Below are 14,648 nucleotides of genomic sequence, written 5' to 3'. Positions count from 1 at the left end.
TTATTCGCTGGTCGCCAAGGCTGCCATTCATGTCCGGACGTACCGACCCATTTCGCTATCTGCTGCTCGCCGTAGCCATCGGGCTGCTGGCCGCCTGCAGCCGCCTCGACCTGGCCTACCGCAATCTCGACCTGGTCATCCCCTGGTGGATCAGCAACTACCTCACCCTCGACGACAGCCAGCAAGCCTGGATGACGCCGCGCCTGGAAAAGCACCTCGCCTGGCACTGCAGCACTCAACTGCCGGAATACGTCGCCTGGCTGGAACAACTGGACCAGCTGAGTCAGCGTCCGCAACTGACCGTCACTGACCTGCAAGGCCAATTCGCGCAGGTGCGCGAATCCGTAAACAACATCGCCGTGCAGGTCACCCCCACGGTGCTGGGCCTGGCGAAGGGCCTCTCACCCAAGCAGATGGGCGAACTTTACGTGGCGATGGACGAACGCAATGCGGAACTCCGCGAAGAACATGTCGCGCCGTCCCTTAAGGATCAGGTGACGGCAAGGTCGCTACGGATGCGAGAGCGCGTCGAAGAATGGATGGGGCCGCTACGGGCGAGCCAGCAAGCGCGAATCGACACCTGGGCAAGGCGCCAGGGCGACTACAACCGCATCTGGGCGGAGAACCGCGAGAGTTGGCAGAAGGAGCTGCGCAACGCCCTGTACGGTCGACACGCCTCGAACTTCCCGGCACGTCTGACCGCATTGCTGCAGGAGCCGGATGACTTCTGGACGCCGGATTACCGCAAGGCGCATCCGGCAGCGGAGACATCCCTTGCGCAGCTGCTCGCCGACCTGTTCAACAGCGCCGACGAGCGCCAACGCAATGCCCTGCGCGAATACATTGGCGGAATGATTTCCGACCTCAAGGGGCTGGAGTGCTACCCGCGATGAACGCCCGATCTCAGAGGTCGGGCAGGCGCCAGTCGATCGGTTCCAGTCCGTGTTGGGCAAGGAACTTGTTGCAGCGACTGAAATGGCCATTGCCGAGGAAGCCCCGGTAGGCCGACAGCGGCGACGGATGAGCCGACTTAAGGATCAGGTGCTTGGTGGGGTCGATCAGACGCTCCTTGCTCTGTGCATGGGAACCCCAGAGCAGGAACACCAGGCGCGGACGGCTCTGGCTCACGACTTCGATGACCTTGTCGGTGAAGGGCTGCCAACCGGCACCGGCGTGGGAGCCGGCACGAGCCTGCTCGACGGTGAGGGAAGTGTTGAGCAGCAACACGCCCTGCTCCGCCCAGGACTGCAGGTAGCCGTGGGAGGGAATCTCGATGTTCAGATCGCGCTTGAGCTCCTTGTAGATGTTCTGCAAGGACGGCGGCGTAGGCACGCCCGGTTGTACCGAGAAGCACAGGCCGTGAGCCTGGCCGGGGCCGTGGTATGGGTCCTGGCCGATGACGACCACCTTCACCTGTTCCAGCGGCGTGGAGTTCAGCGCATTGAAGATCAGCGGCCCCGGCGGGAAGATCACCTTGCCGGCATTCTTTTCCTGGCGCAGGAAGTCGCCCAGGGCCTTCATGTAGGGCTTTTCGAACTCATCCCGCAGGGCTTCTTTCCAGCTCTCTTCGAGCTTGATCCGGTCGTCGCTTTCAGTCATTGCTCTATCAGTTCCGTGGCGGTTGCCGGGGCGCTTCCCGCCCGATGGTCGGGCACCCTAAGAAATGCCCACTACCCTTGTCAATCAAGGACGCCCGGAGCAAGCCCACATGGACAATCGCCACGACACGGTGAAACTTGCGCTCTACGAGCGCTTTCTCAAGGACGCCGGCGCGCTGCCGTCGATGCCTGAGGCCTCCCTGCGCCTGCGCCAATTGCTGACCGGTGACGCCCCTTCCCACGAGCAGGCCAGTGCCCTGCTGGAGACTTATCCCTCCCTGGCCGAACGCCTGATGGAGTTCGCGTCTCTGCCACTGCTCGGCCATATCCAACCTGGAGCGCGGCTCCTGGACGTGGTCAGGCAACTGGATGGCAAGCGCCTCTCCAACCTGGTACTGGCCTTCGAGTTGCATCAGCTGTTCGATGGCAAGGAACCCAGCCTGCGCAAAGTCTTCAACAAGCGCTGGCACCTCAACCTGCAACGAGCCGCCGTCAGCGCCGGCCTGGCCCAGCACCTGCCCCACCTGGAAGAAGAAGATGCCCTGCTGGCGGGTCTGCTGCAGGACATCGGCAGCCTGCCGCTCCTCGAGGAGCTGCACCGATGGCCTCAGGTATCGCGCCTGGAAGTCGACCTGCAGCGGCTCTGCGAACAACTCTCAGCCGAAGTGGGCGTGCTGCTGCTCATTGCCTGGAAACTGCCCGCCAGTCTTCAGGACTGTGCACGCCTGCGCCGCGACTGGTGTCGCCAGCACAAGGGAGCAGTCGACCTGGCCGATGTGGTGCAGGTCGCCAGCCAGTTGCTGGAAGAACCTCGTAACGACGACCGCCTGGCGCGGTTACCGGCATACCAGCGCATGGACCTACCGACGCCCCAGGTGCTGCGCGCCGAGCTGGCCGAGGTGGTGGCGCTATGGCTCAAGTTGTTGGGTGGTCGGCCACCGGAAGCGGATTGAGGCGTTTGCAGGGTGCGCACGTAGGGCGCCTGGCGCTCTTTTTCCACCATCGGAACCAATCTGAGCTGCCCCCCGTCAAGCACCAAGGGCGAACCGGTGGTCCGCTTGGCGATTGAAATCGCCCCTACAGGAGTCCATCGCGGTTTAGCCCCGGTGCAACACACGGTAGTGACTGGGCGCCATGCCCACAACCTTCCGAAACAGCCGCGAGAAGTAGTAAACGTCCTCGTAACCCAGTTGCTCAGCGATCTGTTTCACGCCTCGGTCACCCTCATCAAGCAGACGACAGGCGTGGGCCATCTTCAGCTGGATGAAGTCCTGGATCGGCGCATGGCCAGTCAGGGCGCGGTAGGTCTTGGCGAAATGGAAGCGCGACAGCTTGAACTGCGCCGCCAGCTGATCGAGATTGAGGCTGTCGTGCAGATGGGCGCGCATTACCGCCTGCACCGCGTCCACGTCCAATACCCGGCCTGACTTGAGATACCCCCGCACCGGCAGCACCGCGAGTGAAGTCAGGAGGGTCTGCAACTGGTGCGCTGCATGGATGAAGTGCGGCAGGTTCAGACCCTGCTTGCGTAATCCCAGCAAGGCGTCGAAATCCGCCAGCAGCCGCGGTTGCACACCAATCCGACGCAACACTGACTTGCCCAGCGGGCGCAGGTAGTCCTCTACCAATTCGCCTTCGAAATGCACCCAGTAGATGCTCCAGGGCCGCTGCGCATCCGCGCCGTAGGCATGGACCTGCCCCTTGGGCAGCAGCAACAGGTCTCCACCGCCCACCTCGAATCGTCCATCCCGGCAGTCCAGCCAGCCCTGCCCGGATCGGCAGTAGATCAGCAGATTGTCTTCAGGTTGATGGCGTTCCATGCGGTGTCCCAGCGCCTCTGGGTAATAGCCCAGGGCCAGCGGGTAGCAGGCGGAAGTCAGCGGGTGGCGGGCCAGCAGGCGACGCAAGCGCGGCGGCGTGGTGAAGCGCACGCCGTTTGCCGGCAAAGGCCAGTTGGAGGTTTCGACGGTGCGGCTCATGTTGGTTCTTGTAGTGGCCTGCAATGCCAAGATCGTCCATCCAACCACCAAGATCGTCAATCCACATCTGTATCGGCGGCCGCTATAAGGGCAAGAAACAACAAGGTCCCGTCTCACGGGTGGAGGACCAGATGCCCCGGACAATTCCGCAGTTGATCGACGGTGAGTGGCGCGACAGCCGCGCCCGCGAACTGATCGAAATCACCGACCCGGCGACCCAGGAAGTCCTTGCCCTGGCCCCCAAGGCCACCGCGGAGGAAATCGAGGCCGCTGTCGCCAGTGCCAAGGCGGCCTTTCTAACCTGGCGCGAAGTGCCGGTCCCCGAGCGCGCCCGGTTGATGCTGCGCTACCAGCAACTGCTCAAGGAGCATCACGACGAATTGGCCGAGCTGCTGGCCAGCGAGACCGGCAAGACCTTCGCCGATGCCAAGGGCGATGTCTGGCGGGGCATCGAGGTGGCCGAGCACGCCGCCAACGTGGCCAGCCTGATGATGGGCGAGACGGTGGAGAACGTCGCCCGCGAAATCGATACGGCCAGCTGGGTGCAACCCTTGGGCGTGTGCGTTGGCATCACCCCCTTCAACTTCCCGGCGATGATCCCGCTATGGATGTTTCCGCTTGCCATCGCCTGCGGCAATACCTTCGTCCTCAAGCCCTCGGAACAGGACCCGCTGACGCCCAACCGCCTCGCCGAGCTGTTCATCGAAGCCGGCGCCCCCAAAGGTGTGCTGCAAGTGCTCCATGGCGGACGCGAACAGGTGGACGCCCTGCTCACCCATCCCGATGTGCGCGCGATTTCCTTCGTCGGCTCGGTTCCAGTGGGCCAGCACATCTACCGAACCGGCACTGCGCACCTGAAGCGGGTGCAAGCCTTTGCCGGCGCCAAGAACCACATGGTGGTGCTGCCCGACGCCAACAAGGACCAGGTGCTCAGCAATCTGATAGGTGCGAGCTGTGGCGCCGCTGGCCAGCGCTGCATGGCCATCAGCGTGGCCATTTTCGTTGGCGAGGCGCGTGAGTGGATCTCGGAATTGGCCGCGCAGATGGCTGAACTGCGTCCCGGCCACTGGAAGGACGCCCATTCCGCCTTCGGCCCCTTGATCAGCCAGCAGGCTCGCCAACGCGTCCTGCGCTTGATCGCCGAAGGCAAGGCGGAAGGTGCGCAATGCCTGCTAGACGGTTCGCAGTGCGAGGTGCCCGGCTATCCAAACGGCAACTGGCTTGGCCCCACCCTCTTCCGTGGCGTAACCGCGAAGATGGGTCTGTACCGTGAGGAAATATTCGGCCCGGTGCTGGTGTGCATGGAAGTGGACAACCTGGAAGACGCCATCACCCTGGTGAATGCCAATCCCTACGGCAACGGCACCAGTCTGTTCACCCGTTCCGGCGGCGCCGCGCGGCACTTCCAGCATGCGGTTGAAGTGGGACAGGTGGGGATCAACGTCCCCATCCCCGTGCCCCTTCCGTTCTTTTCCTTCACTGGTTGGAAAGGCTCTTTCTATGGCGACCTGCACGCCTACGGCAAGCAGGCGGTGCGCTTCTACACCGAAACCAAGACGGTCACCTCCCGCTGGTTCGATGACAGTCCGGTCACCGGCCCGAACCTGACCATCCAGCTGAAGTAGCGGCAAACTCATTCGCCAAGCGGTGCCCAGCATCGCCCGGGACCGAGCAAAGGCAGACGACATATGGATTTCGACCTCACAGAAGAACAACGCCTGCTGGTGGATAGCGCCCGCGCCTTCGCCCGCCACGAATTGATGCCCTTTGCCGCAGACTGGGACCGCAACCACCACTTCCCGCTGGAGGTGATACGGCGCGCTGCGGAACAGGGTTTCCTGGCGCTCTATATCGCTGAAGAAGATGGCGGTCTGGGCCTTTCCCGGCTCAGTGCCTCGCTGATCTTTGAACAGCTCGCGGCAGGCTGCGTAGCCACCACCGCCTACCTGACCATCCATAACATGGCCACCTGGATGCTCGCGTCCTTCGGTGATGCCGAGCTGAAGGCACGCTGGCTGCCAGGGCTGATCGGCGGCGAACTGCTCGCCTCGTACTGCCTGACGGAGCCGGACGCAGGCTCCGATGCAGCCAACCTGCGTACCCGCGCTCGCCGCGATGGCGACCACTATGTGCTGGACGGCAGCAAATGCTTCATTTCCGGCGCTGGCAGTACACAGGTGCTGATTGTCATGGCGCGCACCGGACAAGATGGCGCCAAGGGCATTTCGTGCTTCCTGGTGCCGGCCGATGCCGAAGGTATCCGCTACGGCCGCAACGAAGACAAGATGGGCTGGCGTGCCCAGCCCACCCGCACCATCACCTTCGAAGGCGTGCGCATTCCTGCCGCAAATCGCATAGGCCCGGAAGGCCAGGGCTTCGTCTATGCCATGAAAGGCCTGGACGGCGGTCGTCTGAATATCGCCAGCTGCTCACTCGGTGCCGCCCAGGCGGCACTGGAACAGAGCTTGCGCTACGTGGAGGAACGCAAGCAGTTCGGCAAGCCTCTGGCCGACTTCCAGGCATTGCAGTTCAAGCTGGCCGACATGCTCACGGCACTCACCGCCAGTCGGCAGATGGTGCGCCTGGCCGCCTACCGCCTGGACCAGCGTCACGCCGAGGCCAGCCTCTATTGCGCGATGGCCAAGCGCTTTGCCACCGACCAGTGCTTCGAGCTGTGCAACGAGGCCCTGCAACTGCATGGCGGCTACGGTTATCTGAACGACTATCCTCTGGAGCGCTGGGTACGGGATACCCGGGTGCACCAGATACTCGAAGGCACCAATGAGATCATGCGCGTCATTGTGGCGCGCCGTTTACTGGAACAAGGCGGAGCCATCGACCGCCTGCTGTAAGGAGATGCACATGTCTACTGCCGTTGAACCCTACCAGCCCGGAATCTTCGACCTGACCCACAAGTTGACGGTGGAAAAACACGGCCACACCGCACTCATTACCATCAACCATCCGCCGGCCAATACCTGGGATCGTGAGTCGCTGATCGGTCTCAAGCAACTGATCACGCACCTCAACCACGACGACCAGATCTACGCGCTGGTGGTAACCGGCCAGGGGCCGAAGTTCTTCAGTGCCGGGGCAGACCTCAATCTCTTCGCCGATGGCGACAAGGCCCGTGCCCGCGAAATGGCCCGACGCTTCGGCGAGGCGTTCGAAGCCCTGCGGGATTTTCGTGGCGTGTCCATCGCTGCAATCAACGGCTATGCCATGGGTGGCGGCCTGGAATGTGCCTTGGCCTGCGATATCCGCATTGCCGAACGCCAGGCGCAGATGGCGTTGCCGGAGGCCGCTGTTGGCCTGCTGCCTTGCGCGGGCGGCACCCAGGCGCTGTCCTGGACGGTGGGTGAAGGCTGGGCCAAGCGCATGATCCTCTGCGGCGAGCGCGTGGATGCCGAAACCGCCCTGCGCATCGGCCTGGTGGAGCAGGTCGTGGACAGCGGCGAAGCCCGTGGCACTGCCTTGCTGCTCGCCGCCAAGGTGGCGCGCCAGAGCCCTGTCGCGGTACGCACCATCAAGCCGCTGATCCAGGGCGCGCGGGAGCGTGGGCCGAACAGCTGGCTGTCGGAAGAACGCGAGCGCTTCGTCGACCTGTTCGATGCCGAGGACACCCGCGAAGGCGTCAACGCCTTCCTGGAAAAGCGCGACCCGCACTGGCGCAATAAATGACCTCGAGCCCGACGAGAACGATCATGAATGTGAGTTTCGAAGAACGCAGCGGCCTCCACGGTGCACGCATCGGCATCGCCAGCCTGGACGCCGAAACCAGCCTCAACGCCCTTTCCCTGCCGATGATCGAGGCTCTGGACGCGAAACTGCGCGCCTGGGCCGATGACCCGGAAATCGTCTGCGTACTGCTCCGCGGCAACGGCCCCAAGGCGTTCTGCGCTGGTGGCGATGTCCGTAAGCTGGTGGATGCGTGCCGCGAGCATCCCGGCGTGGTGCCGCCACTGGCGGGCCGCTTCTTCTCTGATGAATACCGGCTCGACCATCGCATCCACACCTACCCCAAACCGCTGATCTGCTGGGCACACGGCCATGTGCTGGGCGGTGGCATGGGGCTGATGCAGGGTGCATCCATCCGCATCGTCACGCCCTCCAGTCGCCTGGGCATGCCGGAGATCAACATCGGTCTCTATCCCGATGTGGGCGGCAGTTGGTTCCTCGCCCGCCTGCCGGGCAAGCTCGGCCTGTTCCTCGGCCTCGGTGCCGGCACAATCAACGCCCGCGATGCCCTGGACCTCGACCTTGCCGACCGCTTCCTGCTGGAAGATCAGCAGGATGCCCTGGTTGCAGGGCTGATCCAGCTCAATTGGCGCGACCACCCCGAAGCCCAGCTCAACAGCCTGCTCAAGGCGCTGGAGCACGAAGCCCGCGGCCACCTGCCGGAGGCCCAGTGGCTGCCACGGCGCCAGCGTATCGACGAGCTGCTGGATGTGCCCGACCTGCCTGCTGCCTGGAAGGCCATTGCCGCTCTACAGCATGACAGCGACGTGCCACTGGCACGTGCCGCCAAGACCCTTGTTGGCGGCTGCCCGCTCACCGCACACCTGGTGTGGGAACAGATACGCCGGGCGAAGCACCTCTCCCTGGCTGAAGTGTTCCGCATGGAATACGCCATGAGCCTGAATTGCTGCCGTCATCCGGAGTTTCCCGAGGGGGTGCGTGCCCGACTCATCGACAAGGACAACGCCCCGCGCTGGCACTGGCCGGATGTGACGGCCATTCCCCGTGCCGTGATCGAGGCCCATTTCGAGCCGGTGTGGGAAGGCCGGCATCCGCTGGACGATCTCTGACAACTCGCCCGACGCCACACGCGTCGGGCCAAGGAGAAACACGATGAGCAAGATCGCCTTTATCGGACTTGGCCACATGGGCCTGCCCATGGCCCGCAACCTGCTCAAGGCTGGACACGAGCTAAGCGTCTACGACCTGGTTCAGGCCGCCGTCGACGAGCTGGCGGCCGAGGGCGCCAAGTCGGCCCGAGACGCTCGTGACGCGGTCAGCGACGCCCAAGTCGTCATCACGATGTTGCCGGCGAGCAAACATGTGGAAGGTCTGCTGCTGGGTAGCGGGGGGTTGCTGGAGTCCATTGCCCCCGGCAGCGTAGTGCTGGAATGCTCGACCATTGCCCCGGAATCCGCACGCAAGGTACACGCAGCCGCCAAGGCCAAGGGTATCGAACTGCTGGATGCTCCGGTGTCAGGAGGCACCGCAGGCGCCGCCGCTGGCACCCTGACGTTCATGGTGGGCGGCGAGGCGGCAACGCTGGAGAAAGCACGACCGGTGTTCCAGGCCATGGGCAAGAACATTTTTCACGCGGGTCCCGACGGCGCCGGCCAGGTGGCCAAAGTCTGCAACAACCAGCTGCTGGCAGTGCAGATGATCGGCACTGCGGAGTCCATGGCCCTGGGCGTGGCCAATGGCCTGGACCCGGCCGTGCTGGCCGAGATCATGCGCCAGAGTTCGGGCGGCAACTGGGTGCTTGAACGCTACAACCCCTGGCCGGGGGTGATGCCCAACGCGCCGGCGAGCAAGGACTACGATGGCGGCTTCATGGCCGAACTGATGGCCAAGGACCTTGGGCTGGCCCAGGAGACGGCACAGGTCAGCCTCTCCAGCACTCCGATGGGCGCTCTGGCGCTGCAGCTCTATCGCCTGCTGCTCAAGCAGGGCAAGGGCAAGAAGGACTTCTCGGTGGTGCAGAAGCTGTTCGCGGAGTGAGTCAGCGATACCTTCCTTGTAGGAGCGAATTCATTCGCGAACAAATTCGCTCCTACAGGTCGATCACCGCTCCCGCAACGCTTCGGCGCGGGCCTTGATGATGGGCTTGAGCAGATAACTCAGGATGCTCTTCTTACCGGTCATGATGTCGACCGAGGCCACCATGCCAGGGATGATCAACAGCGGGTTCTCTTCGCTTCCCAGATGGCTTTTCTGGGTGCGCAACTTGATCAGGTAGAAGCTGTTGCCTTCATCGTCGGTAATGGTGTCCGCGCCGATCTGCTCGAGGTCCGCAGTCAACCCACCGTAGATGGTGAAGTCATAGGCGGTGAACTTGACCATGGCGCTCTGCCCGGGGTGCAGGAAGGCGATGTCCTGCGGGCGGATGCGCGCTTCCACCAGCAGCGTGTCGTCCAGCGGGACGATTTCCACAAGGTCGCTGCCCGGCTGGATCACACCACCGATGGTGTTGACCAGCAACTGCTTGACGATACCCCGCACTGGCGACGTGACCAGCGTGCGCTTGACACGGTCCTCCAGGGCCTTGCCGGTGGCATTGGCCTTGTTCAGCTCGGTGCGTGCCTCGTTGAGCTGGGCCAGCGCCTCGCTGCGGAAGCGCGAGCGGGTCTCGGCGATCTTGCGCTCGGCTTCCTTGATCGCCGATTCCGCACGGGGAATGGCCAGGCTGGTAGCTTCCAGCTCGCCGCGATTCTCCACTTCGGCGCGGCGCAGGCGCAGGACCTCCACCTTGGAAATCGCCCCCTGGGCCACGAGTGGCTCGGAAATGGCGATTTCCTGACGCAGGAGCTGCAAGCTGTTGCGGTACTGGCCCTGCTTGGAGATGAACTCCTGCAGCTCCTGGCGGCGCTGCACCAGTTGCTCTTCGAGTCCGGCCACCTCCTCCTGCAGTTGCTGCTGGCGGCTGCGGTAAAGGGCGTCTTCACTGTTCGCCTGCTCGGGCGCGAGCTTACGCAGCTCTTCGGAAATCTGCAGCGGGCGGTCGTCCACCTCGGCGCTCAGGCGCTCCACCCGCAGCTGCATGGCGTTGCGGTCAGCTTCGGTTTCACCGACGTTGGACTCGAAGCGGGTCGGGTCCAGGCGCAGCAGCGGATCACCGACCTCCACCACCTGGCCCTCGTGAATGAACAGTTCGGAAACGATGCCGCCTTCCAGGTTCTGCACCTTCTGCAACTTGGAAGATGGAATCGCCTTGCCTTCGCCACGAGTGACCTCGTCCACCTGGGCGAAGTGCGCCCAGAGCAGCATGAACAGAGTGAAGCCGATGAGCGTCCAGATGGTCAGGCGCACCACGCGCGGCGCATCCTCCACCAGGGCTTTGTTGACCTCCGGCAGCGGCTGATCGGAAAGCGAATCGCCACCCTTGAAGTACTGGCGCAGTGCGCCGAAACCCTTATGCGACACTGATCTGCCCCTTCTTCAGTGCTTCCATGACCGCTTCCTTCGGGCCGTCGGCGATGACCCGGCCACGGTCGATGATCAACAGACGGTCCACCAGCGAAAGCATCGAGGCACGGTGCGTGACCAGCAGCAGGGTCTTGTTGGCGATTACCGCGGATAGACGTTCCTTGAGACGTTCTTCGCCAGGGTTGTCCATGGAGCTGGTTGGTTCGTCGAGCAGCAGGATTGGCGGATCCAGCAGCAGTGCGCGGGACAGGGCGACGTTCTGCCGCTGGCCGCCGGAGAGGTTCTGACCACGCTCGCCGACCTGCAACTCATAGCCCTGCGGGTGCATCCGGGCGAACTCGTGCACGCCGGACAACTCGGCTGCCTGCAATACCAGCTCGTCTTCCACATAGCGGGCGCCGGACATGAGGTTGTCGCGCAGGGTGCCGCTGAACAGCTGGATGTCCTGGGGTACATAGCCGACGTTGTGGCGCAGCTCGCTGACGTCCAGCTGGCGGATGTCGGTGCCGTCCACCAGCAGGCTGCCCGAGTCGGCCTGGTAGAGGCCTACAATCAACTTGGCCAGGGAACTCTTGCCCGAGCCGCTGCGGCCAATGATGCCGATCTTCTCCCCCGGGCGGATGATCAGGTTGACCTCGCTGAGCGCAGGCGTCTGCTGATGCGGGTAGGTGAAGTTGATCTGCCGCAGTTCGAGGCTGCCCTGCAGCTTTGAACGTACCAGCGGCTGTTCGCTTTCCTGGCGTTCCTGGGGCAGGTCCATCATCTGGTCCACGGACTTCATGGTCAGGCGTGCCTGCTGGTAGCGGGTCAGCAGGCCGGAAAGCTGGGTCAGCGGACCGAGGGCACGGCCGTTGAGCATGTAGCACGCGATCAGGCCGCCCATGCTGAGGTCGCCGGCCATGATCAGGTAGACGCCGGCGACGATCATCACCACGCCCGCCAGCTGCTGGATCATCAGCGTCAGGTTCATCGCCAGGCTGGAGAGCATCTTCACCCGTAGCTCGAGGCGGCCCAGGGTGCCGATGGTCTGTTCCCAGAGGTACTGGCGGTCGCTTTCAGCGTTGTTGACCTTCACCGCATCGAGGCCGGCGAGGGTTTCGATCAGGCTCGACTGGCGCTCGGCGGCCAGCGCCATGGTGCGATCCATGGTCGCCACCAGCGGCTTCTGCAACAGCCAGCTGATAGCCATGGCGAGCGGGAACGCCAGGATCGGCACCCACACCAGGTGACCGCCGAGCAAGCCGATCACCAGCAGGATCAACAGGGTAAACGGCAGGTCGATGACACTGGTCATCGTCAGTGAGGCCAGGAAGTCCCGAAGCGTCTGGAACTCGTGGATGTTCTGGGCGAAGCTGCCGACCCGCGCCGGTCGGTACTTCATCGCCATACCGACGATGCGCTCGAACAGGGTCGCGGAAATGATCAGGTCGGTCTTCTTCCCGGCCAGATCCAGGCACAGGCCGCGCATGGTCTTGAGCAAAAGGTCGAACAGGTAGGCGCCGGAGATACCGACGGCCAGCACCCAAAGGGTGGCGACGGCCTGGTTGGGCACCACGCGGTCATAGACGTTCATCACGAAGAGCGGAGCGCCAAGGCCGATCAGGTTGATCAGCAGGCTGGCGGCAACCGCATCGGTGTAGAGCCAGCGCGAGCGCTTGAGAGTGTCGCGGAACCAGGATTTGGTGCGCGGGATGAGGCTGCCCTGGTTGAGGTCGTACTTGTGCTGCGGCTGGGCAAAGAACACCTGGCCGCTGTAGTCCTCCTGCAGCAGCTCGCGAGTGACCTTCACCTCGCCACCGTCGCTCTCGCTGAGCAGCAGGCGTGCACTGCCGTCGTCGTCCCAACCGAGCATCACCGCGCAACGGCCTTCCTTGAGCAGCAGCAAGGCCGGCATGGCGATCTTCGGAATCTGCTCCAGACGACGCTGCAGCAAGCGGCCCTGCAGGCCGACGCGGGCTGCGGCGCGAGGCAGCAGCTCGGCGGTCAGGCGTTGCTTGGGCAGCGGCAGGCCGCTGGTGAGCATGGCCCGATTGGCAGGTTTTCTGTGCAGGACACAAAGGGACAGCAACGAGTCGAGCAAAGGATCGTCATGCTGACCGCGGGGATCGGTATTGATGTGAACTCGACTGACTTCTGGATCCACGCCTGGATTCTCTGCTCTGGGTTCTACGGGTATCAGGTCCCAGGCCGGATGCCGGCGGCGCAGGAGGGAGGTGAACTCCCCGCTGCGCCATGCGGATCCGAATCAGGTACCTAGTTCAGGCCGGGGAGCGTTGCTTCTGGCTTGAGTTCGGTCTGCACGACCGTGGCCATAGGTGCCACCACTCCCTGGCTCTTCAGCAACTCGCCTATGGTCGCCTTGATGCGGTACTGAGTAAACAGCTCGGTGTAACGCAGGTCCACCAGGCGACGCGAGGCGGTGAACAGCTCGTTTTCGCTGTCCAGGAGGTCGAGCAGGGTACGTTCGCCGATGCTGAATTGCTGCTGGTAGGACTCACGCACACGGGTGCTGTAGTCGACGTATTGCTGGGCGATCGGCAGTTGCTCGCGAGCATTGCCGAGAGCGTTCCAGGACAGGCCCAGCTCTTCGTTCAACACGCGCAGGGCGTTGTTGCGGATATCCAGCGCTTCGTTGACCTGATAGGCCTTGGACTCCAGGTCCGCTTTGTTGCTACCGCCAGCGAACAGGTTGTAACGCATGCGCAACATCGCCTGCCACTCGTTGACGTGGCCGTTCTCACCGTCCAGATCATTGTCCGCTCCGCGGGACAATTCCGCGTCGAAGCGCGGGTAGAAGAAGGACTTGGCGGCATCGTACTGTTTCTCGGCAGCAGCGACGTCGGACTCGGCGGAACGCAGGATCGGGCTATTGGCCAGCAGGGTCTGGCGGGCGCCCTCGAGGGATTCCGGCAATTGCCCCGGCAGGCCGGCCGGCTCGCTCAGGTCCACCGGGTCCATGCCCACGACGCTGTAGTAGTTGGTGCGGGCGTCGCTGAGGTTGGTCTGCTCTGTGATCAGGTTGTTACGGGCTTGGGCCAGACGTGCTTCCGCCTGGTCCTGGTCGGCCAGACGCCCTACCCCGCGCTCGCTGCGCAGGCTGATCTGATCGAAGATTCTCTCGTGGCTGCGCAGGTTGGCCTGGGCCAGTCGCACCATTTCTTCACGGCGCAGCACATCTATGTAGACCTGGGCCACGTCCAGCGCGGTGCGCTCGGAGGTCCCGAGCAGCGAGTAGGCACGGGAATTCACGGTGGCCTGCTGGCGGCCGACTTCGTTCTGCGTGGCAAAGCCGTCGAACACCATTTGTTGCAGGCGCAGGCTGGACTCACCACGGGTCATGGTCTTCCAGTGGTCGTTTCCAGTGGCGCGGGTCGTGGTGTTGTCGGTGCTTTCGCGACCATAGCCGCCCAGCAGGTCGACGGACGGTAGGTAGCCGCCCTTGGCCGCCTTCAGTTGTTTGTCAGCCGAAAGACGACTGTTGACCCCTGCCTGGATTTCCGGATGCACATCCATGGCACGCTGCATGGCTTCAGAAAGGCTCTGTGCTTGTACGGGAAGGCTCGCCGCCAGGGCAAATGGGAGGAAGGTGGAGAGTCTCAGACGCATGTTCTTGGCATCCTTTTCGTTGAATTGGAGGTCCTGAAACTTCACCGGAGCTTGCTTCCTGCCCAGGCCAGGTTTCGTGAATCACATCACATCAGAAGCTGCCAGATGAGGAAGCAAATATCAAAGTGACAGCATGGAATTGATTGTTTAGGATGGAAGTCAATTGGTCAATACTTTGGCATATATGCAATAGCCAATTGTAATAAGCCAATATATTGGCGCCACCTTTTCGCCATGCATTAAATATAGATAGGGAATGTCAGTCCTGCGCAAAGTCCTCGTTATTCGACTCCAGTGACGACAA

At 63.1% G+C, this 14,648-nt stretch carries 12 protein-coding genes; 7 read left to right on the top strand and 5 right to left on the bottom strand.

The genetic code is table 11. The annotated features are described in order from the left end of the window. Positions 1 to 29 precede the first annotated feature (29 nt). Positions 30 to 893, top strand: a complete 864-nt coding sequence (locus SA496_RS04735; protein ID WP_330115089.1) for a DUF6279 family lipoprotein — start codon at positions 30 to 32, stop codon at positions 891 to 893. A gap of 10 nt (positions 894 to 903) precedes the next feature. On the opposite strand, the gene ung is transcribed toward SA496_RS04735, so the two are convergent. Further along, entirely contained in the window at positions 904 to 1,599 is a 696-nt protein-coding gene (ung, locus tag SA496_RS04730; RefSeq protein ID WP_120652515.1) for a uracil-DNA glycosylase, read from the bottom strand. A 109-nt stretch (positions 1,600 to 1,708) separates the two neighbouring features. On the opposite strand from ung, the gene SA496_RS04725 reads away from it, so the two are divergent. After that, positions 1,709 to 2,551 carry an HDOD domain-containing protein gene (locus SA496_RS04725; protein WP_120652516.1) on the top strand — a complete coding sequence of 281 codons (843 nt, stop codon included), beginning with the start codon at positions 1,709 to 1,711 and terminating at the stop codon, positions 2,549 to 2,551. 144 nt (positions 2,552 to 2,695) lie between these two features. Here SA496_RS04725 and SA496_RS04720 read toward each other — a convergent pair whose 3' ends face one another. Further along, positions 2,696 to 3,577, bottom strand: coding sequence for an AraC family transcriptional regulator (locus tag SA496_RS04720; protein ID WP_120652517.1), 882 nt, complete (start codon positions 3,575 to 3,577; stop codon positions 2,696 to 2,698). Positions 3,578 to 3,708: 131 nt separating this feature from the next. On the opposite strand from SA496_RS04720, the gene SA496_RS04715 reads away from it, so the two are divergent. The 5 genes from SA496_RS04715 to mmsB all read left to right on the top strand — a co-directional run bounded on the left by SA496_RS04715 (position 3,709) and on the right by mmsB (position 9,313). Then, complete coding sequence (locus SA496_RS04715; RefSeq protein WP_120652518.1) at positions 3,709 to 5,202, top strand: CoA-acylating methylmalonate-semialdehyde dehydrogenase; 1,494 nt, start codon at positions 3,709 to 3,711, stop codon at positions 5,200 to 5,202. A 63-nt stretch (positions 5,203 to 5,265) separates the two neighbouring features. After that, positions 5,266 to 6,429 (top strand): isobutyryl-CoA dehydrogenase, encoded by a 1,164-nt coding sequence (locus SA496_RS04710; RefSeq protein ID WP_120652519.1) that lies wholly within the window; start codon positions 5,266 to 5,268, stop codon positions 6,427 to 6,429. 10 nt (positions 6,430 to 6,439) lie between these two features. Further along, on the top strand, positions 6,440 to 7,258 hold the full coding sequence (locus SA496_RS04705; protein WP_120652520.1) for an enoyl-CoA hydratase: 819 nt from the start codon (positions 6,440 to 6,442) through the stop codon (positions 7,256 to 7,258). A 23-nt stretch (positions 7,259 to 7,281) separates the two neighbouring features. Further along, positions 7,282 to 8,385 (top strand): enoyl-CoA hydratase/isomerase family protein, encoded by a 1,104-nt coding sequence (locus SA496_RS04700; RefSeq protein ID WP_153922050.1) that lies wholly within the window; start codon positions 7,282 to 7,284, stop codon positions 8,383 to 8,385. A gap of 43 nt (positions 8,386 to 8,428) precedes the next feature. Continuing rightward, on the top strand, positions 8,429 to 9,313 hold the full coding sequence (gene mmsB, locus SA496_RS04695) for a 3-hydroxyisobutyrate dehydrogenase (protein ID WP_153922047.1): 885 nt from the start codon (positions 8,429 to 8,431) through the stop codon (positions 9,311 to 9,313). 63 nt (positions 9,314 to 9,376) lie between these two features. On the opposite strand, the gene SA496_RS04690 is transcribed toward mmsB, so the two are convergent. The 3 genes from SA496_RS04690 to SA496_RS04680 form a co-directional block, all read right to left on the bottom strand. Further along, entirely contained in the window at positions 9,377 to 10,735 is a 1,359-nt protein-coding gene (locus SA496_RS04690; RefSeq protein WP_330115088.1) for an HlyD family type I secretion periplasmic adaptor subunit, read from the bottom strand. Next, complete coding sequence (locus SA496_RS04685; protein WP_330115087.1) at positions 10,725 to 12,881, bottom strand: type I secretion system permease/ATPase; 2,157 nt, start codon at positions 12,879 to 12,881, stop codon at positions 10,725 to 10,727. The genes SA496_RS04690 and SA496_RS04685 overlap by 11 nt, the downstream gene beginning before the upstream one ends. A gap of 110 nt (positions 12,882 to 12,991) precedes the next feature. Beyond that, positions 12,992 to 14,344, bottom strand: coding sequence for a TolC family outer membrane protein (locus SA496_RS04680; protein ID WP_153922041.1), 1,353 nt, complete (start codon positions 14,342 to 14,344; stop codon positions 12,992 to 12,994). Positions 14,345 to 14,648: the final 304 nt, after the last annotated feature.

The sequence above is a fragment of the Pseudomonas sp. JS3066 genome (assembly GCF_036328175.1).
Classification (GTDB): Bacteria; Pseudomonadota; Gammaproteobacteria; order Pseudomonadales; family Pseudomonadaceae; genus Metapseudomonas.
This window is presented reverse-complemented; position numbering and strand designations above follow the sequence as displayed.